Here is a 24,169-nt window from a genome sequence, read left to right as displayed (position 1 = left end):
CCATGACCGATTTCCTCGACACCGTTGAAGGGCCGGACTGGCTCCATGACGCAATCAATTCGCTGATCTGCGGTGACAACGTCACGGCGCCGCGAGCTCACGGCAAGACGGTTGCTTTGGTAACTCCGCAATCGCTTTGGGAGGCACTGGCCGAACACTTGGGCGCACAAGAACATATTGCCCCGCTGCTCACGGATAACCGCGAGTATCCGATTGAGCGAATGATTTGCGAGATTATCGCTGACGGTCGCCGGGCTCACGGCACCGTCTATGACCTCGCCATCTCTGCGCTGGGCCAGCCGAAAGGCGACCACCCGACAGCGCTGCATGACGTCGCTGAAGCACTGATTCGGCCGCACGCCAACGAATATGGCCGGGCTCGTACTGAAGAACTGGAGGCGGAGCGCGCCGCTGACCTAGCGGAACAGCGCAAGGCGGATGCGGCATGAGCGAAGTAGCAGAAATGTATGAGGGCATCAAAGAGCACAAGAAGCGGCTGCGCGCGAAGTACGGCGTTCCTTGCCCGGAATGCACAACGCTCCTCCCAAGAGCCAACCCTTCAATCCTCTTGCCTCAACAGTCGTGTCGAATTCACCGACACAAAGATCCGCGTCCTGAATTATCGGACGAGCAATACAGCAACGTCTGACCACTTCGATCCCATCTAATTTTCATTCGCTGCGCACCGCGCGGCAAGGAACAGTCATGTCCGCTCAAAGCGTTGCGCCGGTGGCGCACGACCGAAACCTCCATGTCCTTCCGCATGCAGCAACCAGCACCAGCGCTCTGGTGCTGGACGGCGATAGTCTGGACAAGATGATGCGCCTCGCCGAGGTCATGGCCACCGGCCGCGCCACACTGCCAAAGCACTTCAACGGCAACCCGGCGGATTGTCTGGCGGTCATCATGCAGTCAATGCAGTGGAAGATGAACCCGTTCGCCGTGGCGCAGAAAACGCATTTGGTGAACGGCGTGCTGGGCTACGAAGCGCAGCTGGTAAATGCGGTGATCACTACCTGCGCACCGGTGGTGGATCGCCTGCACTACGAGTGGTACGGCGCCTGGGAAAAGGTGATCGGCAAATTCACCATCAAGAACGGTGACAAAGGCGAGTACCGCGTCCCGGGCTGGAAGCTTGAGGACGAGGAAGGTCTGGGCGTAAAGGTCTGGGCGACCTTCCGAGGCGAAGACGAGCCGCGAGTCCTTGAGTTGCTGCTGGCCCAGGCTCGCACCCGCAACAGCACACTTTGGGCTGATGACCCTCGCCAGCAACTGGCGTACCTCGCCACCAAGCGCTGGTCGCGCCTCTACTGCCCGGACGTGATCCTCGGCGTGTACAGCCCGGACGAGCTGGAAGAAACCGCGCCCACCATTCGCGACGTATCACCGGCGCGTAGCGCGGCACCAGCTGAACTTCCGCCCTACCCCGACGAGAAGCTCGCGGAAAACCTGCCCAAATGGCAAATCGCGGTCGACGCCGGACGCTCCGCCCCTGATCACCTGATCGCAACCGTCAGCAGCAAATTCACCCTGAGCGAAGAGCAGATCGCCAAGATCAAAGCGCTCGCGCCGATTGAAGGAGACCACGAATGAAAATCCACAATGTCGCTCAGGGTTCCGAAGCCTGGCATGCGCTCCGCGCCAACTACTTCACCGCCTCCGAAGCGCCGGCAATGATGGGTGCATCGAAACAGATGAAGCGCACCGAGCTGCTGCACGCGAAGAAGACCGGTCTCGACCGAGACGTATCGTGGTGGGTGCAGAAAAACCTGTTCGATAAAGGCCACGAAGCGGAAGCTCTGGCCCGCCCAATACTCGAAGCGCGGATCGGCGAAGACCTGTTTCCAGTGGTCGGCACCGAAGGTGATCTGCTCGCATCCCTCGATGGCTGCACGATCCTTGGCGACGTGCTTTTCGAACACAAGATGTGGAATGAGCAGCTCGCTGCTGACGTTCGCGCCGGCAGCCTCGACCCGCACTACTACTGGCAGCTCGAACAGCAACTGCTGGTGAGCGGCGCCGAGAAAGTGATCTTCGTCTGCTCCGACGGCACCGAGGAAAACTTCGTGTCGATGGAATACGCGCCGGTGCCAGGCCGCGCCGCAACGCTCGTCGCAGGTTGGAAACAGTTCCAGGCTGACCTGCTAGATTTCACTCCGGCCGAGGTGGTGCCGGAAGCCGTTGGCAAAACCCCGGAGTCATTGCCAGCGCTGCGCATCGAAGTGACCGGCATGGTCACCGCCAGCAACCTGGAGCAGTTCAAAGCCCACTCGTTGGCTGTCTTTGGCTCGATCAACACCGAGCTGGAAACGGATCAGCACTTCGCCGATGCCGAGAAAGCGGTCAAGTGGTGCGGCGAGGTCGAAGAGCGCCTGGAAGCTGCCAAGCAGCACGCCCTGAGCCAAACCGAAAGCATTGACGCACTGTTCCGCACCATCGACGAGATCAGCGCTGAAGCCCGCGCCAAGCGCCTGATGCTCGACAAGCTGGTGAAGGCCCGCAAGCTGAGCATCCGTGAAGACATCGTCATGGATGCAGCTAAGGCGCTGCAGGTCCACATCGACCAGATTAACGCTTCACTTGGCGGTAAAGCGCGTATGCCAGCTGTGCCTGCAGATTTCGCCGGAGCCATCAAAGGCAAAAAGACGATCAGCAGCCTGCGCGACTCTGCCGATTCCGAGCTGGCCCGGGCGAAGATCGCCGCCAGCCAGATCGGTGACAGCATCCGGAGCAACTTGGCCAGCTTGGCTGAGCTCGCAACCGACTACATGTTCCTGTTCAACGATGTGCAGCAGCTGGTGATGAAAGCGAACGACGACTTGGTCGCCCTGATCAAGGTGCGGATATCCGAACACCAGAAGGCCGAGGAGCAGAAAGCCGAGGCGCAACGCGAGCAGATCCGCCAGCAGGAACTGAAGCGAATCGATGACGAGGCGAAAGCCAAGGCGCCGGTCGAGCCTGCACCGGTCGCCAGTCCAGCACCTGTGAAAGCCTCCGTGCCGGTTCAGCCCGCCTCGAAGCCAGCAACCACAACCTCGGCACCGGTGAACGTGCAGGCCGAAGTGTTCGATCTGGAAGAGCTGATCAAAGCAGTTGCCTACGGCCAAGCGCCTATCTCGGTGCTGACAGTGAGCTGGGAAAACCTCGACGCACTTGTCGCCGATCAGGGCAGCAAATTCAGCATGGCCGGCGTGAGGCTGGTGAAGGTGGCAGCATGATCAGTAACCACCTCAACGACGTCGAGCAGCACCGACCGGACGCCGAATCGATCTCTGAACGAATCGCGCAGTACCTGGCCGCCGGCGGGCGGATCGATCAACTGAAAAGCCCACCGCGCAATCCGCTGCCGCCACCGCGCTCGAACAAAATAGACCCTGAAACGGTACTCAAGCGGCGCCCGAAGCCGATATCTGCAGCCGACCGCAAGGCTCTGCGCAAAATGGCGGACTCGCTATGAAGTCAAAACGCAAACCCAACAACGGCTTCGCCCGGGCTGAACGCAGTTGCCGGGCGCTGCTGCGCACCAACCACGTCGCGGTGGTGAACATCGACCCCAGCGGCAGCCAGATAATGGCGAACTGGAAGAGCTGCAAGCAGATCCGCAGTCTGGCGATCGCCAACGCGATCTTCGATTTCTCGTATCGCTGGACGATCTACATCGGCGCCATGTGTCGCGATGAGCGCGGCGCCGAGTACATCAAGTCGGTCGAGATCTCGCCGGAGGGCATCTACAAGGTCGAGCGCCTCACGGATGCGATTGAGCATTACTACCTGGAGTTGCGTAACAGCGCGAACCCGGCTCATCTGGTCGCATCAGGATGGATCGCCATCCCGGACGAAGTTTCGATGGATGAAGCCGAAGCCGCGAAGCTGTTCTACGCCGCCGGCGCCTGGCATCAGGTGAAGGTAGCTGCGTGAGACGTTCAAGACCCCAGCAACGCAAACGACAGACCTGGCTGGACTTGCCGGCCAGCGGAATTGAAGAGGTAGGCCATGGCCGAAGTACAAGAGCCGACGAAGGAAGCCATCAAGCAGAAGAAAAAGCGCGAGAAGGCTGCAGCAAAGGACGCTGCATTGGGCGTCGAGAAGTTTACGGTTGAGGTCGCCGGGGTGTTCAAGCCTGACCTCAAGCGGGTCATGGCAGCGCACGGCTTCAACAACCAGCAGGAGATTTATCAGAACCTGCTGCGGAACCTGATCGCCGCCGACTTCGAAACGCAGGCCCAGATGCTGAATTGTGTCACGACACCTTTTGTTGTTTCTGAAAAGGTGTCGTGCATCATTCGGGCGGCTGGCATTAAATCGCTTGCCGACGATCCGCCTGAGCCTGACGACGATGTCGCCATCCCGGAGTGATTGTTACGCGGCTGGTTCGCTATCGGGTGCGACTGGAGCAGAAATTTTTTTAGGCTCAATATGCTTGAACACCTTTTTTGCGCGATACGGAATTATGTATGTACCGATCAGTATGTGTTCGATGACCTCAAGCGCTAACAGCAGCTGGCTTTTTGAGTGAGCCGTTCCTCGATGCGCAGCGTTATTCCCCAATACACGAATCTGGTGAAGTGTTTGAACACCTTCTTTAGTCACTAAAGATCGCTCATGTAGATCGTCGATCTTTTGTTCGAGGTTTCGACCTTTGGCTTTCACATCAGAGCAGATGGTGTCCAGTATGGCTCTTATACCGATGCCGCTAATGATCAGGAGGTCGCTATCTAGCGCGCTCCGCGCCTCTTGATAGATCTCCCCGATGTCTAATGGCAGGGAGGTGTGATCTATTATCTTGGAGCCCACGACGCGACCAGGGTAATAGGTAATCGCCGAGATCCAATAGGTATTACCATCTTCATCATGATCCCAATCTTCAGAGTTTGACGACTCAACTCTGAAAGAGATTTCTTCGCACCCCAAGCACTGGATTATCTGATTGGCAGAAGTCCAATCAAACGTATTACCGCCGCCGCAATCCTCAGAACCTCTTTCAGTGTAAGTCGCCACCACCTTGTGGTTTGACTCAAGGCAGCACTTTTTGCACGGAAATTTTTGAATCGACTCGTCGAGCGTCATTTCAAATTTTTTCGTAATGGGCGGCATCTGCGTTCCCTCGCTGTATTTGAAACACACAAATACCCCACTTCTACGAATCACGCCAGCCGGCGAGGATCCCCTATGCCACCTTCTCACCAGGTCCTGGTCGGCGACTGCATTGAAATGATGCGCACCCTGCCAGATAACAGCATCGACAGCGTGGTGACGGATCCGCCCTACGGGATCCGCTTCATGGGCAAAAGCTGGGACGGCAAGGATATCGAAGACCGCGCCGCCTACCGGGCCAGTATGCCTTCGCACGCCAGCGCCTGCGGGCCGAACGGCGGTCACCGCTCGATCGCGGCCGAAGCCGGCAAGTACGATCTGACGCCCGACGGCATGCGCGCCTTTCAGGCTTTCACGCTGGAATGGGCCATCGAGTGCCTGCGTGTACTCAAGCCCGGCGGCCACCTGCTTTCGTTCGCCGCGGCCCGCACCTATCACCACATGGCGGTCGGCATCGAGATGGCTGGCTTCGAGATCCGCGACCAGATCATGTGGGTGTTCGGCTCAGGCTTCCCGAAGTCGCACAACCTCAAGGGCGAGCACGAAGGCAAGGGCACCGCGCTGAAGCCTGCGCATGAGCCCATCTGCATGGCCCGCAAGCCGTTTACCGGGACTGTTGCGGACAATGTCGCCGTACACGGCACCGGAGCGCTGAACATCGACGCATGCCGGATCGGCGTGGTCGACGCGGCCTACGCCCGAAACTGCTCGGGCGATCGCGGCCATGACGGCACTCGATCGAACGAGGAAAAAGGCGCGACCGACCTTCGCGCCGGTGGTGGCACTGCTGCATCTGGGCGTTGGCCCGCCAATCTCATCCACGATGGCAGCGCCGAAGTCGTCGCTCTGTTCCCCGCTCAGGCGGGCGCGTCGGCGCCGGTAACAGGCAACGAACCCACGGCCAACGGCTTCAGCGGCGCAGTCAAGTACAGCGGCATGCGCGAGCGCGTGGCCGGCGCCTTCCACGGTGACAGTGGCAGCGCAGCCCGGTTTTTCTACTGCGCCAAGACCAGTCGTACCGATCGGCACGAGGGCCTGACCAATCCCGGCCCGCAGTTCACCCGCGGCACCACCCTGCGCAAGGTCGAGAACACCCCGACGACGGGGAACATCCACCCGACCGTCAAGCCGACTGATCTGATGGCGTACCTGCTGCGCCTGGTGACCCCGGCCTGCGGCGTAGCGCTCGATCCATTCATGGGTAGCGGCAGCACCGGCAAAGCCGCGATACGCGAAGGCTTCAGGTTCATCGGCTGTGAGATCGACGAGCAATACGCGGCGATCGCCCGGGCGCGGATCGAACACGAAGTAACCCGCCAGCAAGATCAACAAGCCGCATCTGTTCAGCTCGATCTGTTCGGTACCGCCTGACCTAACCAAGGGAAGATACTGCTTCTGCAGCCGCCGGCGCATTCAGCTATGAAGCAATCAGCTGATTCCTTTCCGCATCAAAGCTCGAAATTATTGGCGAAGCAGTTGCTGCCTTGTTCATTGCAATCCATGTCCTTGTTCGGGCTACGTCAAACGACTGCTTGAGGCCTGCCATCGTGTCCACCAGAGTCCTTGATACTCGATAGCGTCCGCAGCCCGAGCAGTTTCGCTCATGCCAATCGCCGCCAGATTCGTAAGTCTCGGCAGCGCCTTTGCAGATTAAGCAGGTCATTTCTCGATCCTCCTTGTGAATGACCATTCAACTGTAGCTGATCCCACACCACCCTCCACCGCCCGGGCATGCCCCGGCATAGGACGGCTAGCCGAGAGAGTTAAGTCGCGCACTGGTTACTTAAATGCAGAGATCAGGCCGGCAACTGACCCAATTAGGCCCACAGCTATAGCAAACCAGTAACTGACTCGGTCTCGACGATGTTTTTCTTCCTCCCTTATAGCTGCACGAATCGCTCGCAAACCGTCATCGGTGAGATACCGTGGCTCCAAAACATCCTTATCCCATTCGACACGAGCATACATTTTCGGATCTTCGAATGAAGGCATGGGCACTAGAAGCCGATCGGCTTTGCTGCGGTAGTAATCTGTCTGAATCAGGCGTTTCCACTCGTACAAATCGTCGGACTCGTTGATGTAACTTGCCATCTCGCCGGACTCATTGGCCTGGACAGAGTTGGGAGGCCGGCGCTTTTCAAGTTCAAGCTCGGCCTTTGCAATTTTCCGTAGCGCGATTTTGTAGTTCAGGTAACTAAGCACGAATTCAACTCCAATCCATTTCTGGCGACTATAGCCGCGAGGTACCCCCATGCCCATAGAAAACAAACCGGCAACACCAGCTACAGCGGCAGAAGAACTCGACTCAGTGCTGCACTGGCGTAACAAGCATGCGATTGTGATCAAAGAACGTGACGCCCTGCAGCAGCGCCTGAACGCAGCGGATCAGCTGATCTGCGAGCAGCGAGTCGCGCTGATGCGGATCCACGACCGCGCTGAAGCCTTTGCCGAAGACGGTCGCAGCATGCTGGTCGCCTCCGTTGACATGATCAGGGATATCGCGGCGAAGGCGCTCGGCATGGATGGCAAGCCGCCTTCCTACAAGCCAGGTCTCTATGCCGTGCGGCACATCGACAACTGGGATGGCGAGCGCGATGTTGTACTGACGTTCGCCATGCTCGACGCCGGCGGCAAGTGGACTGACAAAGAAACCGGTGAGCCTTTGCTGACGTACAAAGGGGACAAGGTTCTCCGGGCGTGGCCGCTGGATTGCTCCGATGCACCGGACACGCAGATTATCGGCGTGCCGCGCAACTGGCTGGAAGACTGGGCGCTCGAACTTATCGAAGCCGCGCAGGACGGCGGGCAGATGTCCAACCAAGTCGAGCACCTCCTCGAAATTCACGCCAAGCCTTAACCCCCTCCCCCTTCAAAGTCAGCCAAATATCAGGAAGCGAACATTCAGCCCGACGATAAGTAACGCAGTCCAGGGAGCGGGTGTGCGCATCACGCCGAACAGGAGAAAAATAAAAGGGTTCATCATGCCACCCACAACAAAAATGAGAGACACGCCTTTTGGCTTACTTGGATCAAATAGCTGCCAGACTGCTAACCCCATCCAAACTGCCCAAAAGAAGTACATCGCCACGCCATCGACGCGGAAGAACGCACGCTTGAACGTCTCTCCAACCTTATCTGTCTCGTTGAGCATCTGGGCCACCGCAATAACTGACTCATATCGATAGTAGCCGTAGCTTCAAAAACCTCTACTCCCTCCCCTTCAAAGTCAGCCGCTATAGCGGCAAGGACGAAGTCATGCCTGAAGAAAAGTTTTCGATCATCCAGCCATTACCCGTCGAGCGCGATGAGTACGGCTGGTGGTCGCACCCGGACTATCTCTCGGAATACGACGATGAGCTCACTGAGGCGCAGTTTCAGGAATGGTGCCTGCGCCACCAGGTTGAAACGAAAATCTCCTACATGGAAAGCGACGTTTCTTTCGAAGTTTTCGATGCCTACATGAATGACGGCCAGTGCGATTGTTCTGCGTGGGAAATCCAGCATCCGGCCGAGCCCGGCTGGTTCATCCTGACGGTCCACGATCATGAAGATGGCCCGGTGTGCGTTTGGGGTCGCCGGGCAGTGCCGGTGCCGAAACTGCCTGGTTCGCAGGTGACGCCATGATCTTCGCCCCGCTCGACATGGCCTACCTGATCTACAGGGGGCCGTGGCGATGACACAGATGAGCGAAATCTTTCCGGAAATGACGGTGGAGCAGGAAAAGCAGTGGTTCGCCGAGCAACAAGAAGCGCTCCGTCTGGATCTGGAGCGCGAGAAGATTGAAATTGCTCAGCGAAAAGCCGTCGACCACTATATCCGGTGCCGCGACTGCGGTGCATTCGTCCAGAAATGGCGATGGGTTCGGAAGGATCATCCCCAAGCAATTAGCCAAGGATGGAGGCCCATGTGTGGCTCTTGCTTCGATAACTACGACAATTATCCATGAGCCGCGTGGTCAGCGTCCGCACCGAGGAACTGACCGGCCCGGCGCTGGACTGGGCAATCAACGAGATCGAGGGTGATCAGTAGCCGGACACCGGTCAGCTGCAACTCTTCGCCCTGCCCGACGCCGAGCAACTGATCACGAAGTACGGCGTCTGGGTCGATGTTGGCCACCGGCACCCATGGCTGGCCGATCTTACCAACGAGCCGTTCAACCGCCAGAGCGGCGAAACCCGAACCATCGCCGTGTTCCGCGCCGTGGTCTTTGCCAAGCGCGGCGCCACGGTGAAAGTCCCCGCCGAACTGTTCCAGCAGTAACCCCTCCCCCAACTCAACAGCCTGCCGGTATACGGCGGGCGAGGAATTCGCATGTCTGAGAAAAATATCAAAGCCATCATGGAACAGGCCCAAGTGTTCGCCAGTAGCTGGTCAATGGTCGGCGGGCCGTTCGCCGCAGATGATCAGCTCGAACGTGCCGAAGAAGAGAAAGCGGAACTGAAGAAGCTGGTCACCGGCGCGCTTAAGGGATCGGTCAACGCCCCGCAGGACATCGGCGAAATGATCCAGTCGTTACTGGCTTGGCACAAGCGGCATGCCGACCAGGTAAAGATGATGAGCGACAACGCAAAGGAAGGCGTGACGCTTCAGCTCGGCATCGAAGACCCCGTCGAAATAGTCCTGACAAAGGACATGGCAAAGGGATTGCGGATCGGCCTTGTGCTCGCCCTCGAACGCCTCGGGAAACTGCCGATCAGCGTCAGCCAAGACGGCGAAGACGACCTCGATCTGGATGACGACGAATAACCCATCACCACCTTCTGCCGCCACGCGCGGCATGGAGCAATACCTCATGGAAACCGAAATCCTCTCTGACGAGGAGCTGGCCGAACTCACCGGCTACAAGGCCCGCGCATACCAGCGCCGCTGGCTGATTGATCGCCAGTGGGTGTTTGTCGAAAGCCGCGGTAAGCGCCCGCTGGTGGGGCGGATGTACGCCCGCATGAAGCTGGGCATGATCAGCCCCACCATCGCCGATCCGAACCCGCCGCCGGCCGCACCGGTATGGACACCTGATTATTCGCGAGTGAATTGATATGCGCCCCCGCAAGACCGAGCACCAGCACCTGCCCCCTCGAATGTACAAGCGATCCCGAAAGCGCAAAAACGGTAGTACCTGGACCGCGTATTACTACCGCGACCTGCTCGGCAATGACATCCCCCTGGGCAAGGATCTCGATAAGGCCAGACTGAAGTGGGCCGAACTCGAAGCCAAGGAAAAACCGCTCGACCTGCGCACCATGAAGGGAATCTTCGATCGGTACATTCGCGATGTGGTGCCGAAGAAAGCACCGCGCACGCAGAAGGACAACCTGGCGGAGATCAAGCAGCTTCGGCCGATGTTCGATAGCGCCCCGATCGACTCGATCACGCCAGCAACGATTGCTGGCTACCGAGACGCGCGATCGGCAAAGGTCCGGGCCAACCGCGAGATCGCTACCCTCTCCCATATTTTCAACATTGCCCGGGAGTGGGGCCTGACAACAAAGGAAAACCCCTGCCAGGGGGTGCGCAAGAACAAGGAAACGCCGAGGGACTACTACGCAAATGATGTCGTTTGGGAGGCGGTATACAAGAAGGCAGCTCAGGAGCTTAAGGAAGCGATGGACCTGGCCTATCTGACCGGGCAAAGGCCGGCAGACGTGCTGGTAATGCGGAAGGATGATGTTGAAGGCGGATATCTGACTGTTCAGCAGAACAAGACGCACAAGAAGCTGCGCATTCAGATGACGACCGCCGGAGAGGCGAACAGCCTGGGCATTCTGATCGCTGCGATCACAGAGCGGAACGCTGCGCACGTTTCGAGCTACCTGATCATCAACCGGAGCGGTAAACGGATGACGGCGACGATGCTGAGGAAGCGATGGGATGCCGCGCGGGAGAAGGCAAAGCTGGAAGCTCTTGAGCAGGGAGACGAGCTGCTGGCAAAGAGGATCGGTGAATTCCAGTTCCGGGACATTCGACCGAAGGCGGCATCGGAGATCAGTGATGTGGGTGACGCCAGCCTGCTGCTCGGGCACACGAAAGGTGACATTACCGAGCGGGTTTACCGTCGCGTTGGTGCCATCGCGAAACCCTCAAAATAGGCCGAAAAAGAGTTCCATAACCCGAAAGGCGCCCCTTGTAGAATGCGGTCTGTAGAGGTGCTGCAAAACAGAAGTATTGGAACGAAAAAGCGTCTGAGGCCGCGTATTCAGCGGCTTTCCGTAGCGGTCTTGAAAACCGTCGACTGTAACAGGTCCATGAGTTCGAATCCCATCGCCTCCGCCATATTTGATACGACAAAGCCCTGATTATTCAGGGCTTTGTCGTTTCTGGCATTTGGGAATTTTGCTCGTCTCACTATGGATCGTTTCCGCATCTTTTCGGCCATTTCCGCAACCCTACCTTTCAGACCGCCCTCCTCCCGTCAGTTTCAACTGCAGATTTGATGTGACGGACGAGCTTGGAGTGTAGCGATAGGCTGCTTTCGGCCAACAGCAGCAAGTCACGAAAGGCTGCTCTCGACTAACAGTGCACCTTCTTGAGGGCAGCTACGGGCCACAAGCGCACAAATATCGTCATCATCTGGGCGCCAGAATCAAAACGTTTGCTCGAGGTAAATTCGACCTCATCAAGGCGTCATAATCCTATACCGCGTGACGCGATCCCCTTGACTATCTAAACTGCCGCAGAAGCCAAAAACCTTTGCTGCGACCGGGGCAACATCCATGGACCTTCAACATCGCAACAATGTAAAAGTCATGGGCGATGGTCCTTCAACGCTGATCTTTTCTCATGGTTTCGGCTGTGATCAGACGATGTGGCGTTATCTCGCCGAAGGCTTCAACGATCGCTTTACAGTTGTGCTGTACGACCTGGTTGGCGCGGGCCAGTCGGACATCGAAGCCTATGATCGGGAAAAATATAACTCGCTGGACGGTTACGCCCGGGACCTGAATGAAATCATTGACCAGTATGCCCGCGGCCCCGTGATCGTTGTCGGCCATTCCGTCAGCAGCATGATCGGTGCACTGGCCGATCGTCAGGCGCCCGGAAGCGTTGCCGCCCATATAATGATCGGCCCCTCCCCCTGCTACATCGACACCGACGACTATGTGGGTGGTTTCAAGTTGGAGGACATCCACTCGCTGCTCGACACGCTAGACAGCAACTACCTGGGCTGGTCCAGCACCATGGCTCCGGTGATTATGGGCGCGCCTGGGCAACCGGCGCTGGGCGAGGAGTTGACCAACAGTTTTTGCCGCACCGAACCCGATATCGCCAAGCAATTCGCGCGAGTGACGTTCATGTCCGACAACCGCCAGGACATCGCAGGGCTGGCAACACCCACGCTGATCCTGCAATCCACCGACGACCTGATCGCACCCACCGCCGTTGGCGACTACCTGCACGCTGTGCTGCCCAACAGCAAGCTCTGCCTGATAGCTAACGTCGGCCATTGCCCCCATATGAGCGCGCCCAGTGCATGCTCGGAGGCCATGGAGAACTTCCTGTCACCCTGGATGGGCGAACATGTCGAATGACCATCAGTGGCCGCCTGATAATCAGACGCTATTCGATGAAGCCCCCTGCGGATTGGTGGTGACGAAAGAAGACGGCACGATTCTTCGTAGCAACAAGACGTTCAGCCATTCGATCGGCCTGGACGCACAGGCGATCATCGGGCGGCGTTTCCAGGACCTACTGACCATGGGCGGTCGCATTTTCCATCAAACGCATTGGTCGCCACTGATGCAGATGCTAGGCTCCGTCGCGGAGGTAAAGCTCGATCTGGTTCACCATGACAAACACATTGTGACCATGTTGCTCAATGGCGTCCGACGCGAGCACTCCAGCGGTGTGTTTTATGAGCTGGCGCTCTTTGGCACCAAAGATCGTGACAAGTACGAGCGTGAGTTGGTCAACGCACGCAAGGCAGCCGAAAACCTGCTGCGCGAAAAAGCCGCCGCCGAAACGGCCCTCAGGCAGGCCCAGGCCGAGCTGAAAAGCGCCTACGAAAAGGCCCAGCTTCGCGCCACGTTCGCAGAGCAAATGGTCGCCATCGTCAGCCACGATCTCAAAAATCCGCTGACGGCTATCAAAATGGCCTCTGACATCTTGGCCCGAGGTGAACGCACCGCCCGGGAAACCAAAATGCTCGGCCACATTAGTCAGTCGGCCGATCGTGCTGAACGCATGATTGCCGACCTGCTGGACCTGGCGCTAGCCAGAGTTGGGCAAGGCATTTCGATCAGTCCTTCGACGGTGGACTTGCATGCCTTCGTGGGCGCCAGCGTCGATGAATTGCGTATGGCGTTCCCCGAAGCCACGTTGATACATCGGTGCGTGGGGACAGGCAGCGCCCGTCTGGATGAGGACCGGGTGCAGCAAATTATTGGCAATCTCGTGGCTAACAGTGTGGCTTATGGTGATTTACAACAGCCGATCACGATCACTTCATGCGTCGAGCAGGATCACACCCTTGTATCGGTACAAAACCAGGGGGCTGCCATTCCCGAGTCGTTGATGGGCGTTTTGTTTGAGCCAATGATTCGGGGGACAGAGACAGGTAGCGATGCGCGAAGTGTGGGGCTCGGACTTTTTATCGTTCGAGAGATCGTCAGGGCGCACGACGGTTTCGTATCGGTGAATTCAACACCGGAGAGTGGCACCACCTTCACGGCAAAGTTTCCAACGCTTTGATACAAACTCATCCGCCTCAATTTCTCCCTCTATCTCCGCTAGTTTTCACGGTCGTTTCCAGTTCGTCGCGACAGACAGAAAACGGCCATAAGCGGTCAGCCCTGGCCGTCTGCTTTTGGCCGATTCTGTTGAAAAAGTAGCTCCCCTGTCTGGCCTGCGGCAAAATCTCTGCATTGGCCAGCAGGGAAGCACGCAGCATGATGGGACAGTTATCGAGTGGGCAGGAGCGGCTGTTTTACTCGTTCAACCTTGAAGATCACATTCCAGCCAATCACCTTCTGCGCAGCATTGATCGGTGTCTTGATCTGAGCGACCTGCGCCATTACCTCGCCGATTTCTATAGCCCGATTGGGCGTCCGTCGATTGATCCTGAACTGATGATCCGCATGCTGATCGTCGGCTACTGCTATGGCATCCGCTCCGAACGGCGGTTGTGCGAAGAGGCCCATTTGAACCTGGCGTATCGCTGGTTCTGCCGGTTGAGCCTTGAAGATGAAGTCCCCAACCACTCGACCTTTTCCAAAAATCGACACGGCCGTTTTCGGGACAGTGATCTGTTTCGCTGGTTGTTCAATGAAGTGCTGCGTCGCTGCATGGACGCAGGCCTGGTTAAAGGCGAAGGATTTGCCGTGGACGCCAGCATCATCAAAGCGGATGCGAGTCGGCAGCGCGGCGTACCGGGTGATGAACAGGTCAACTGGAGCGATCCGGCCCTGAGCACCCGCGCCGTGCGTGAGTACCTTGAAGGCCTCGATGAAGAGGCTTTGGCCGAAACGCTACCGAAGCGCCTGTCGCTGACGGATCCTCAAGCCCGCTGGACAGCTGCTCCAGGCGGACCAGCGTTCTACGCTTACTCCACGAATTATCTGATCGATACCGAGCACGGCGTCATCATGGATGTGGAACCCACACCGGCTCATCGAACCGCCGAAGTCGAGAGCACCAAGACGATGATCGATCGGGTCGAAGCGCAGTTCGACATCAAGCCAGAGCGCCTCATTGGCGACACCGCTTACGGTACTGCGCCGATGCTGGCCTGGATGGTGGAGGAAAAAGACATCGAACCGCATGTGCCGGTGTGGGACAAAACCGAGCGCAAGAACGACAGCTTTTCGAGTAACGATTTCCACTGGAATGAAGAGGCTGAGGAATACCGCTGCCCAGCCGGCAACGTATTACGCAGTGAATGGCGAGCCTTCAAGAGCGAGCGTTCGCACGTCACAAAAGCCAACACCATCATCTTCCGATCCAGACAGACCGACTGCGCGACATGTCCGATGAAAGCCAAGTGCTGCCCGAACACTTCGATTCGCAAGATCGTCCGCAGCGTCCATGAAGCCGCTCGTGATGTGGCTCGACGCATCGCAGCGACGCCGGAGTACGTGCGCTCTCGCCACGAACGTAAGAAGGTCGAAATGTTGTTTGCCCACCTCAAACGCATCCTGAAACTGGATCGCTTGCGACTACGTGGCATGAGTGGCGCGTCCGATGAGTTCACGCTGGCGGCCGCGGTACAGAACCTGCGACGTCTGGCCAAACTTGCATCTCAAGGGCCACCTTCTACGGGATAGGTGCGCCTGCACGAAGCAAAAAACCTCAAACCAACCCACTAACAGAGCAGCAAAGATCAACGAAGGGCCGAGAAACCACTCAATGTGGTGAGTGGGTTCTCCGGTGGTAGCCATGCCTGAGCTCTGGCGAGCTGAAAATCCGACTTTTTCAACAGAATCGGCCGATAGCTGCCAGCTTCCTCCTCACGTTCAGATGCTGTAAGACACATCGGTGCGACTGGCATATCGCCATACTGCGCAATTTCTTGCGCACTTGTTTGGCGAAAAAGACCACCCATCACGCTACAGGCCTTGATTGGCGTGACTCGCAGCCAAGTGCGCAACTTCTTGCGCAGTACTGCGCAAGAAGTTGCGCACTTTCGACCTCGATTCAGTGAAAAACATCGCTCCAACCGCAGACTAGAGCCACTTCACCCCCGGCTTCCGGGACCTTCAGCAAACCTGGCACGCTCCTTGATAACAGTCAGGCACCCACCGGGCGATTCCGCCCCGGGCACCCTAAATTTATTCCGCAAGGAGAGCACCCCATGGCAACACCAGCGTACATGTCGGTTACCGGCGAAAAACAAGGCCTGATCACTGCCGGCGCCTTCACCGCCGACTCCGTTGGCAACACCTACCAGGAAGGCCACGAAGACCAGGTCATGGTTCAGGCTTTCAGCCACGACGTGATCATCCCGCGTGACCCACAATCCGGTCAGCCAACCGGTCAGCGCGTTCACAAGCCAGTGATCATCACCAAGGTCTACGACAAGGCTTCGCCTCTGCTGCAAGCCGCTCTGACCTCCGGCGAGCGCATGAGCGAAATCGTTATCCAGTGGTACCGTACTTCTGCTCAAGGTACTCAAGAGCACTACTACACCACCAAACTGGAAGACGCGATCATCGTCGCCATCAACAACAAAATGCACAACTGCCAGGATCCAGGCAACTCGCACTTCACCCACCTGGAAGAAGTGCAGTTCACCTACCGCAAAATCACCTGGACCCACGAAGTATCCGGTACTTCGGGTTCCGATGACTGGCGTGCTCCAGTCGTTTAATTACGGCTGATCGTTACAAGCATCGACCAGCCCTGCTGGTCGATGTTGTTTACGCCCCTCCAGAATTTCGCGTGCGTTGATCCGCCTGGCGGTAGTCGACGAACGCCGCTGTACAGCACGAGGAACAAGGGATGTTCGCGCCGGCCAATGAAACCCACTTTGCCCTGACCATCGAAGGGCTCTCCGCCGATTTTCAGGTATTCACCCTGACCGGCCGGGAAGCCATCAGCCAGCCTTTTGTGTTTGAGGTGGAGCTGGTCAGTGAGCAGCCGTCGCTGGACCTCGAAACCCTGCTGCACAAACCGGCCTTCCTGCAGCTGTCGCCCGATGGCAGCGGCATCCACGGCCAGATCTATCGCGCCGCGCAAGGTGACTCGGGCAAACGCCTGACCCGTTATTCGGTGACCCTGCGCCCGCAATTGTCGTACCTGGCGCACCGCGTCAACCAACGCATCTTCCAGAACCTCACGGTGCCGAAAATCATCGGCATGGTTCTCGAAGAGCACGGCATCCAGAGCAACGCCTACGAATTCAAGACCGGTTCGATCTATCCCGAGCGCATCTACTGCGTGCAATACGATGAATCGGACCTGCATTTCATCCAGCGTCTGTGCGAGGAAGAAGGTATCCACTACCACTTCCAGCACAGCGCCACGGCGCACAAGCTGGTGTTCGGCGATGACCAGACGGTGTTCCCGAAACTCAAGCCTGTGGCCTACCAGCAAGACTCCGGCATGGTCGCCAGCAACCCGGTGATCAAGCGTTTCGACCTGCGCCTGGAAACCCGCACCAGCCGCACCACGCGCCGCGACTACGACTTCGAAAAACCACGCCTGACGCTGGAAAGCGAAAACCGTGGCGACGCCCTGCCCGACCTCGAAGACTACGATTACCCGGGTCGCTTCATCGACCGCGAGCGCGGCAAGCACCTGGCCAAACGCGCCCTCGAACGCCACCGCAGCGATTTCCAGCTCGCCGAAGGCAAGAGCGACCAGCCGCTGCTGGTCAGCGGCCATTTCCTCGCCCTGACCGAGCACCCGAAGGCCAAGTGGAACGACCTGTGGCTGCTCACCGAAGTCCTGCACGAAGGCAAACAGCCGCAAGTGCTCGAAGAGTCGGTGACCAGCGACACCACCGCATTGAAAGACGACTTCCATCAGGGCTATCGCAACCGCTTTCAGGCCACCCCGTGGGACGTGCCAAACCGTCCACCGCTGCGCCACCCGAAACCGCGCATCCTCGGCAGCCAGAGCGCCGTGGTTACCGGCCCCAAAGGCGAAGAGATCCACTGCGACCAGTACGGCCGCGTCAAAGTGCAATTTCACTGGGATCGCGAAGGCCAGGCCGACGACAAGACCAGTTGCTGGCTGCGCGTCTCTTCCGCCTGGGCCGGCGCCCAATACGGCGGCATCGCCATCCCGCGCATCGGCATGGAAGTGCTGGTCACCTTCCTTGAAGGCGACCCCGATCGACCACTGATCAGCGGCTGCCTGTACCACAAGGAAAACACCGTCCCGTACGCACTGCCGGCGAACAAGACCCGCAGCACCTTCAAGACCCTGAGCTCGATGGGCGGCGGCGGTTACAACGAACTGCGCGTCGAAGACAAGAAAGGTCAGGAGCAGATCTACCTGCACGCCCAGCGCGACTGGGATGAGAACATCGAGCACGATCAGAAAATCCGCGTCGGCAACGAACGCCACGACACCGTCGAGCAAAACAGCTACACGGAATTCAAGGCCGAAGAACACCACACCGTCTACGCCGACCGCAAAGTCGAAGCCCGCGCCAACGACCACCTGACCGTGGGCGTCAACCAGCACATCAAGATCGGCACTGGGCAATTCATCGACGCCGGCCAGGAAATCCACCTGAGCAGCGGCATGAAAGTCGTGCTCGAAGCCGGCGCCGAGTTGACCCTGATCGGCGGCGGCAGCTTCATCAAGATCGACGCCGGCGGCGTGACCATGAGCGGCCCGGTGATCAACATGAACTCCGGCGGCAGCCCCGGCAGCGGCACCGGCGCCGCCCCGCTGATGCCCGGCATCCTCAAACAGGCCGACGCCGACAAGGCCGGCCAGGTCCTGACCCCGGCCCAGATCAACACCCTCAAACGTAACGCGCCGTTCTGCGAAGAATGCGAAAAATGCAAGGCAGGTGCCTGTGCCATCTGATCGAATTACGCCCAAGGACTGGCTGGCACAACAGCCGCTGCAGACTGGCGAGCGTTTGTATCTGGTCATCAGTGCGGCGAGTGATGCCGACGCGCTGAAAACCCTGTACCTGACCGAACCCACCGCCCGGCTCCTGCCGATCTGGGGCGGCACGCCCTACTCCACCTGGCAACCGGTGATGCCCTACGTTACCGAGCTGACTTCCAACTCGCCATTCTTGCCATGGATCGCCGAAACCGACGCCCTCGACTGGGGTTGGCTTGCAGTATCACGCGCCGAACCGAATGGTGTATTTGAGCATCTGCGCAGCCTGACGCAGGTGAAGATGCCGGACGGGACTGAGGTGTTTTTCCGGTTCTGGGATGGCAGGCATATCTACCCGATTCTGAAGGGGCTTGGGGAGAAGGCTGGGGAAGTACTGCCGGTGTTTGAGCGGTATCTGATTAACGGGCAAACGCTGGAGGTTGGGACACGGGTTTTGCCGAAGGTGCGGGATTGGCCGTGGTGGGAAGTGCCGAAGCCGTTGCTGGACAGTTTGACCAAGGAAAACCCTTCGACACTGATTGGCAATCTCCTGCAATGGCTCGAAGAAGAACGTCCGGACCTTTACAACGCTTGGCCAGAGAACAACCTGAAGCTGAAAGTCAGCCGTTTCGTGCGCCGCCCGGATGCGCCGAAAAACCTTAAAGAAGCACTGTTAAACCACCTGATTCTGGAGCAAGGCTGATGGATCGCGTTGCCACTATCGAAACCCAATTGGACTCCTTCAAAAACAGCCTCAAGCTGTACCGCGAGGAAACCAAGAGCTGGTACGCACAGCTTGCTGACAAAGCCAGCCGAGCTGCAGACATGCCCTCCCTTCTTGGTATGGAGCGCGTGATCAAGGCCGGTGACTCCAGCAAATCTGTCAGCATGACTGATGGAGATTTTTCATACGTCGCCAAGTGCCCGCTTGTAGGACCACTGCTGATTGAGAGCAAATTCGAATCGGTTTTCGACATCCCTATCGGCGATATCAAGGTCGATATCATTGCCGTGGATGGAGGCGCCAAGTCGACGATTACCTTGGATAAACAGGGTAAAGGCAGTTTTCAGGGACAGCCTGGAAAATCCTACAAGATCCACGTCCACGATCAAGTGACGCCTGCGCAGATCGACACGCTCTTCAAATCCTACGACGGCTTAGCTGCCGATCTAGAAGGATTCCTGCGCAAAGAATGGGCAGGCTTCAAACCGCAGTGGTCGAATCAGAGTGCGTCAGCCAAAGCGATGGCAATTGGGGTCGGCATTCTCGAAGGTGGATGGGAAGCTATCAAAGGCGTTTGGGATGGCATCTCAAAGGCCTTGGACATCCTTCAAAACCCTAAAAAGTTCGCAGAGGATTTAGGGGCCGGTGCAGAGGAACTGATCAAGCTGGCCAAAGAGGCGCCAGATGTGATGAAACAGGCCATGTTGCTTGCCAGCGACGAGGCCGCGCTGTTCTTGATGGTGCATTGCGCTTCAATCTGGGTTTCAGCATTGCCACCGACGCAGGCGGCTGGCCAAACGGCGAAGATGACATCTGCAGCCGTCATCGGAATTCTCATCGACATCGTGATTTCGGTCGTATTGACCGTAGCAGCCGAAGGCGCCGGGCTATTTTATCTGGCCGCACGTTTAGCGAAGTACGGCCAGATCATCGTCAAAGCTGTCACCGGATTCGTGAAGTCGTTATTCAGCATCATCAAGGGCTTCATGGGTTACGTCGGTAAATACGTCGCTGTCGCAGCTCGTGGAGTGGCGACTCGTGTAGAGAAAGGAGTCGCGCAGCTACGCTTTGATGGCAAACGTAATGCGACAGTTGAGCACGGCAAGCGTCCCGATGACGCCTCGAAACAATCGAAGAATCCTGACGACAAGAGTGCGGCGCCGGCGCAAGACACTTGCACCAACGGCTGCCCTGTCTCGATGGTCACGGGCGAAGAATTACTGACTCTTACCGATGGTCAACTCGATGGTCTGCTTCCGTTTGAGTGGACGCGCCTCTATCGCACCAGTGCGGTCGAGATCGACAGCCGCCTTGGGTTTGGTTGGAGCCACGCACTTTCTCACCGACTGGATCTGGATGATGAAGGCGTCCTGTGGACGGATAACGAAAACCGAACCACTCGTTTTCCGATGCCGACACAGCAACGCCCCGCCATCATCAACAGCCTGTCGAAAGCGGCCATCTACCTGGGATCGACACCAGGCGAACTCATCCTGACGCAGGCCGGGCAGAATCCGCGCTTTTATCATTTCCGTGCGGGACGCTTGATCACCATCAGTGACGCGTACAACAACCAGTTACAGCTAAGTTACGACTTCGCTGACCGAATCCAGCGTATCGACAACAACGCCGGACGCTCCCTGTTAGTCCGCCACGAAGATCGTCACATCGTTGCCGTGGATTATCAGCAGCGCCGTGCTGAGTACACGGAGCAGGGTCAACGGCAGGAGCCATGGATCACCGTTCAAACGCTAGTGACCTATCGGTATAACGCACAGGGCCAGCTCATCAGCGCCACCAATGCTGCCGGTGAAACTGAACACTATCGTTACAACGACCAACACGTCATTTTGGAACGACAACTGGCCGGTGGTGCGAGCTTTTTCTGGGAGTGGGAAAACGAAGGCAAATCGTCACGCAGCATCCGTCACTGGGCCAGCTTTTCGCAGATGGACTCGCAATACGCTTGGGACGATGCCGGCAAGGTTACCGTTACAAACGCGGATGGGAGCGAGCAGGTTTATGTGCATGACGAAAATGCTCGACTCATCAGCGAGATCGCTGCGGACGGCGCTGAGACTCAAAAGGCTTATGACGACAAAGGTCGGCTGATTGCAGAAAAGGACCCTCTCGGAGCAATTACCGAATACCGTTACAACGATGCCGGCCTGCTTGCCGTTGTTATTCCTCCTGAAGATGCGCCGACGTTCTACGAATATCGACATGGCTTTGTGAGTGAGATTCACCGAGGTAAAGCGAGCTGGAAATACCAGCGAAATAGCCAAGGCGATATCACCCGCCAGACAGATCCTGACGGCAACGAAACACACTACAGCTACGATGCCCAAGGTCGTGTGCTGGAGATCGTTCATCCAGACGGCGGACGGCATCAGCTCGCCTGGAATGGACTGGGTCAATTGCTCGAAGAAGCATTGCCCGATGGTGGTCGTCGTAAATACCGCTACGACGCACTGGGTCGTCAAATCACCCGCCAGGACGAACACGGCTCGATCACCCATTACCAATGGGATGCGGCTGGCCGTTTGACGCAGACCACACAGCCTGGCGGTGCGACCCGCACTTATACCTATAACGCCTACGGCAAGGTCACAGCCGAGCGCGATGAACTAGGCCGTATCACACGCTACGAATACGCCGACAATCTGCAACTTGTCAGCCGCCGCATCAACCCGGACGGCAGTGAGCTGCGCTATCGCTACGACAACTCACGCCTGCTGCTGACTGAGATCGAAAACGAGCGCGGCGAACATTATCAGCTCAACTATTACTCAAACGGGCTCATACAGCAGGAAACTGGATTTGATGGTCGCCGTACTGCCTACGAATATGACCTGAATGGCAACCTGCTGAAAAGAACTGAGTACGGCGACGACGGTAGCGAGCTGGTCACTGAATACCAACGTGACTCCGCTGGCCGCTTGCTTGTGAAGAAATTGGCCGATGGTGAGGAAGTTCACTACAGCTATGACGCACTCGGTCGCTTGGTCAATGTTGATGACGGTCATTGGCCACTGGCTTATGAATACGACTCCCAAGATCGGCTGATTACCGAGCACCAGGGTTGGGGCACCCTGCGCTACGAGTACGACAACGTAGGCCAACTAAAGCATTGCCGTCTACCGGACGGTAGCAAGCTCGACTATCGCCGGTTACCCGGCGGCAATCTCAGCAGCATTGACCTCAACGGTTCTCGCCTGACATCTCACCAGTTCAAAGCTGGTCGTGAACAGCAACGTCAGCAAGGCTTGCTGTTGAGTCAGTATCAATACGACGATCAGGGGCGCTTGCAGGCTCACAGCGTTAGCCAACGCGACAGCATCGTGCTGCAGCGCCGATATAACTACGACGCGGCAGGTAACCTCGCAGGCATCAATGACAGCCTAAAGGGTGCCCGTAACTTCCACTACGATCCGCTTGATCGCTTGATCAGTGTTCGGGGAGCAACACCGGAGAGCTTCGCGCACGACCCAGCTGGCAATCTGCTGGGCCAGAACAACGAAGGCACCGCCAACCTTGCCAACGTCAAAGGCAACCGCCTGCTGATGCAGGGTGACCGCCACTACGACTACGACGCCTACGGAAATCTGATTCGCGAGCGCCGCGGTACCGGGCAGAAGCTCGTCACTGAATACCGCTATGACTGCCAGCATCGCTTGATCGGCGTCAGCCTACCCGGCGGCAGTATCGCGACCTACAAGTACGACGCCTTCGGTCGACGTATCGAGAAAACAGTCGATGGCCACACCACCGAATTCCTCTGGCAAGGCGAACGGCTGATTGTAGAGAGCGGTGAAAGTCGGTATCGCACCTATGTCTATGAGCCAGACAGCTTCCGCCCCTTGACGATGCTCGACGGTGAAGGCCCTTTGAAAGCCACGCCGTTTTATTACCAGCTCGATCACTTGGGCACGCCGCAGGAGCTCACCGATTACAGCGGCGCAATTATGTGGTCGGCCAAGTATCGAGCCTACGGCAACCTGGCTACGCTGGATGTCGCGGAGATCGACAACCCGCTACGGTTTCAAGGCCAGTATTTCGACGCAGAGAGCGGACTTCATTACAACCGCCATCGGTACTACAGCCCGAGCACAGGACGATTTCTAACCCCCGACCCGGTAAAGCTTGCAGGTGGCCTAAACAATTACCAGTACGCCCCCAACCCTACCGGCTGGGTAGACCCGCTCGGACTAATGTTCAGGGCGATTACTAAAGCGATTTCTGGTGTTGCGAAAAAAGCACCACTGAAGCCCGCTGCGAACTGCCCCAAGCCTGGAGGATCATCTTCTCCGAACACTACCCCTACTCCTGCAGACTCCAGCGTAAAGACTGGAGACGTCACTCCACCGGCGGTCGTCGAGTCGAAGCCAGATTTTTACGTTGGCCCATCCGGACCGGACTCGACATTACCTTCGACGGCATATCGATACATGGGCTACAAAAACGCTGACGGAACAGTAAACACTCACGCGCAGAACACGATCAACACCGGCGACGCACGACTATCCTATTTTGGGTTCGACAAATTTGAGACTGGAGACGCTGCTACAGAAGCATTGCAGATGCGAGCGCCAAAGCATGTCACTCCTGCTGATCCCGACCCGGCGTGGAGTGATGGTCGCCTGCGATTGAAGTTCGACACACTGCAGCTCTATAAGGATGGCGAGCCAACCGTTACAGTGCCGTATGAGCTCGGTGGTAAGGGTCCGAATCTGGAACCGTTCACCAAAGCGTACCCTGACTACGGTACGGGTGGTGCGCGACAACTCATTCCGAAACCGGGTACCACCACCATCATTAAAGCGGATGAAGTCACCATCTTGCCGGAGAAGTAAC

Annotated in this window: 24 protein-coding genes; 20 read left to right on the top strand and 4 right to left on the bottom strand. The window is 57.7% G+C overall.

The window, feature by feature from the left end; translation table 11 throughout:
- Positions 1-2 precede the first annotated feature (2 nt).
- From AC0J41_RS11030 to AC0J41_RS11005, 6 genes are all read left to right on the top strand, one after another.
- On the top strand, positions 3-449 hold the full coding sequence (locus tag AC0J41_RS11030) for a hypothetical protein (RefSeq protein WP_473015549.1): 447 nt from the start codon (positions 3-5) through the stop codon (positions 447-449).
- A gap of 256 nt (positions 450-705) precedes the next feature.
- Positions 706-1,593 (top strand): recombinase RecT, encoded by an 888-nt coding sequence (gene recT / locus AC0J41_RS11025; RefSeq protein ID WP_473015548.1) that lies wholly within the window; start codon positions 706-708, stop codon positions 1,591-1,593.
- Positions 1,590-3,218 carry a YqaJ viral recombinase family protein gene (locus tag AC0J41_RS11020; protein ID WP_473015547.1) on the top strand — a complete coding sequence of 543 codons (1,629 nt, stop codon included), beginning with the start codon at positions 1,590-1,592 and terminating at the stop codon, positions 3,216-3,218. Before recT ends, AC0J41_RS11020 begins: the two co-directional genes overlap by 4 nt.
- Positions 3,215-3,457 carry a hypothetical protein gene (locus AC0J41_RS11015; protein WP_473015545.1) on the top strand — a complete coding sequence of 81 codons (243 nt, stop codon included), beginning with the start codon at positions 3,215-3,217 and terminating at the stop codon, positions 3,455-3,457. Before AC0J41_RS11020 ends, AC0J41_RS11015 begins: the two co-directional genes overlap by 4 nt.
- The gene (locus AC0J41_RS11010) at positions 3,454-3,918 is read left to right on the top strand and encodes a hypothetical protein (RefSeq protein WP_460410401.1); all 465 of its coding nucleotides are present in this window, start codon (positions 3,454-3,456) and stop codon (positions 3,916-3,918) included. The genes AC0J41_RS11015 and AC0J41_RS11010 overlap by 4 nt, the downstream gene beginning before the upstream one ends.
- A gap of 75 nt (positions 3,919-3,993) precedes the next feature.
- A complete protein-coding gene (locus AC0J41_RS11005; RefSeq protein ID WP_473015544.1) occupies positions 3,994-4,356 on the top strand; it encodes a hypothetical protein in 363 nt (120 codons plus the stop codon).
- 3 nt (positions 4,357-4,359) lie between these two features.
- On the opposite strand, the gene AC0J41_RS11000 is transcribed toward AC0J41_RS11005, so the two are convergent.
- Complete coding sequence (locus tag AC0J41_RS11000; protein ID WP_473015543.1) at positions 4,360-5,094, bottom strand: DUF4145 domain-containing protein; 735 nt, start codon at positions 5,092-5,094, stop codon at positions 4,360-4,362.
- 75 nt (positions 5,095-5,169) lie between these two features.
- Here AC0J41_RS11000 and AC0J41_RS10995 point away from each other — a divergent pair, with 75 nt between their 5' ends.
- Positions 5,170-6,465 (top strand): DNA-methyltransferase, encoded by a 1,296-nt coding sequence (locus AC0J41_RS10995; protein WP_473015542.1) that lies wholly within the window; start codon positions 5,170-5,172, stop codon positions 6,463-6,465.
- A 408-nt stretch (positions 6,466-6,873) separates the two neighbouring features.
- On the opposite strand, the gene AC0J41_RS10990 is transcribed toward AC0J41_RS10995, so the two are convergent.
- Entirely contained in the window at positions 6,874-7,296 is a 423-nt protein-coding gene (locus AC0J41_RS10990) for a hypothetical protein (protein ID WP_473015541.1), read from the bottom strand.
- A gap of 106 nt (positions 7,297-7,402) precedes the next feature.
- Between AC0J41_RS10990 and AC0J41_RS10985 the strand changes: the two genes are divergently transcribed.
- Positions 7,403-7,951 (top strand): hypothetical protein, encoded by a 549-nt coding sequence (locus tag AC0J41_RS10985; RefSeq protein ID WP_473015540.1) that lies wholly within the window; start codon positions 7,403-7,405, stop codon positions 7,949-7,951.
- 18 nt (positions 7,952-7,969) lie between these two features.
- Here AC0J41_RS10985 and AC0J41_RS10980 read toward each other — a convergent pair whose 3' ends face one another.
- Positions 7,970-8,245: a hypothetical protein gene (locus AC0J41_RS10980; protein WP_226501447.1), complete on the bottom strand. Its 276-nt coding sequence runs from the start codon at positions 8,243-8,245 to the stop codon at positions 7,970-7,972.
- Positions 8,246-8,349: 104 nt separating this feature from the next.
- Between AC0J41_RS10980 and AC0J41_RS10975 the strand changes: the two genes are divergently transcribed.
- Together AC0J41_RS10975 and AC0J41_RS10970 are read left to right on the top strand one after the other, a co-directional pair.
- Positions 8,350-8,718, top strand: a complete 369-nt coding sequence (locus AC0J41_RS10975) for a hypothetical protein (RefSeq protein WP_473015539.1) — start codon at positions 8,350-8,352, stop codon at positions 8,716-8,718.
- 58 nt (positions 8,719-8,776) lie between these two features.
- Positions 8,777-9,040: a hypothetical protein gene (locus tag AC0J41_RS10970; protein WP_473015538.1), complete on the top strand. Its 264-nt coding sequence runs from the start codon at positions 8,777-8,779 to the stop codon at positions 9,038-9,040.
- On the opposite strand, the gene AC0J41_RS10965 is transcribed toward AC0J41_RS10970, so the two are convergent.
- Complete coding sequence (locus AC0J41_RS10965) at positions 9,031-9,366, bottom strand: hypothetical protein (protein ID WP_473015537.1); 336 nt, start codon at positions 9,364-9,366, stop codon at positions 9,031-9,033. The two genes, AC0J41_RS10970 and AC0J41_RS10965, sit on opposite strands and share 10 nt — an antisense overlap.
- Positions 9,367-9,405: 39 nt before the next feature.
- Here AC0J41_RS10965 and AC0J41_RS10960 point away from each other — a divergent pair, with 39 nt between their 5' ends.
- The 10 genes from AC0J41_RS10960 (at position 9,406) to AC0J41_RS10915 (ending at position 24,168) form a co-directional block, all read left to right on the top strand.
- Positions 9,406-9,840, top strand: a complete 435-nt coding sequence (locus tag AC0J41_RS10960) for a hypothetical protein (protein ID WP_473015536.1) — start codon at positions 9,406-9,408, stop codon at positions 9,838-9,840.
- Positions 9,841-9,886: 46 nt separating this feature from the next.
- Complete coding sequence (locus AC0J41_RS10955; RefSeq protein WP_095135434.1) at positions 9,887-10,129, top strand: DUF4224 domain-containing protein; 243 nt, start codon at positions 9,887-9,889, stop codon at positions 10,127-10,129.
- A 1-nt stretch (position 10,130) separates the two neighbouring features.
- Positions 10,131-11,180: a tyrosine-type recombinase/integrase gene (locus AC0J41_RS10950; protein WP_103367564.1), complete on the top strand. Its 1,050-nt coding sequence runs from the start codon at positions 10,131-10,133 to the stop codon at positions 11,178-11,180.
- Positions 11,181-11,804: 624 nt separating this feature from the next.
- Positions 11,805-12,620 (top strand): alpha/beta fold hydrolase, encoded by an 816-nt coding sequence (locus AC0J41_RS10945; protein WP_473015535.1) that lies wholly within the window; start codon positions 11,805-11,807, stop codon positions 12,618-12,620.
- Positions 12,610-13,779, top strand: coding sequence for a PAS domain-containing sensor histidine kinase (locus tag AC0J41_RS10940; RefSeq protein ID WP_473015534.1), 1,170 nt, complete (start codon positions 12,610-12,612; stop codon positions 13,777-13,779). Before AC0J41_RS10945 ends, AC0J41_RS10940 begins: the two co-directional genes overlap by 11 nt.
- 197 nt (positions 13,780-13,976) lie before the next feature.
- Positions 13,977-15,350 (top strand): transposase, encoded by a 1,374-nt coding sequence (locus tag AC0J41_RS10935; RefSeq protein WP_473013512.1) that lies wholly within the window; start codon positions 13,977-13,979, stop codon positions 15,348-15,350.
- A 527-nt stretch (positions 15,351-15,877) separates the two neighbouring features.
- A complete protein-coding gene (locus AC0J41_RS10930; protein ID WP_003226246.1) occupies positions 15,878-16,393 on the top strand; it encodes an Hcp family type VI secretion system effector in 516 nt (171 codons plus the stop codon).
- A gap of 131 nt (positions 16,394-16,524) precedes the next feature.
- A complete protein-coding gene (locus AC0J41_RS10925; protein WP_473012965.1) occupies positions 16,525-18,567 on the top strand; it encodes a type VI secretion system Vgr family protein in 2,043 nt (680 codons plus the stop codon).
- Positions 18,557-19,294, top strand: coding sequence for a DUF4123 domain-containing protein (locus AC0J41_RS10920; protein WP_473012966.1), 738 nt, complete (start codon positions 18,557-18,559; stop codon positions 19,292-19,294). The genes AC0J41_RS10925 and AC0J41_RS10920 overlap by 11 nt, the downstream gene beginning before the upstream one ends.
- Complete coding sequence (locus tag AC0J41_RS10915) at positions 19,294-24,168, top strand: RHS repeat-associated core domain-containing protein (RefSeq protein WP_473015532.1); 4,875 nt, start codon at positions 19,294-19,296, stop codon at positions 24,166-24,168. The genes AC0J41_RS10920 and AC0J41_RS10915 overlap by 1 nt, the downstream gene beginning before the upstream one ends.
- Position 24,169 lies beyond the last annotated feature (1 nt).

It is taken from the genome of Pseudomonas sp. Arb-4-2C (assembly GCF_055755015.1).
Note: the sequence above shows the minus strand (reverse complement) of the source record. Positions and strands in the feature narration are given on the sequence as shown.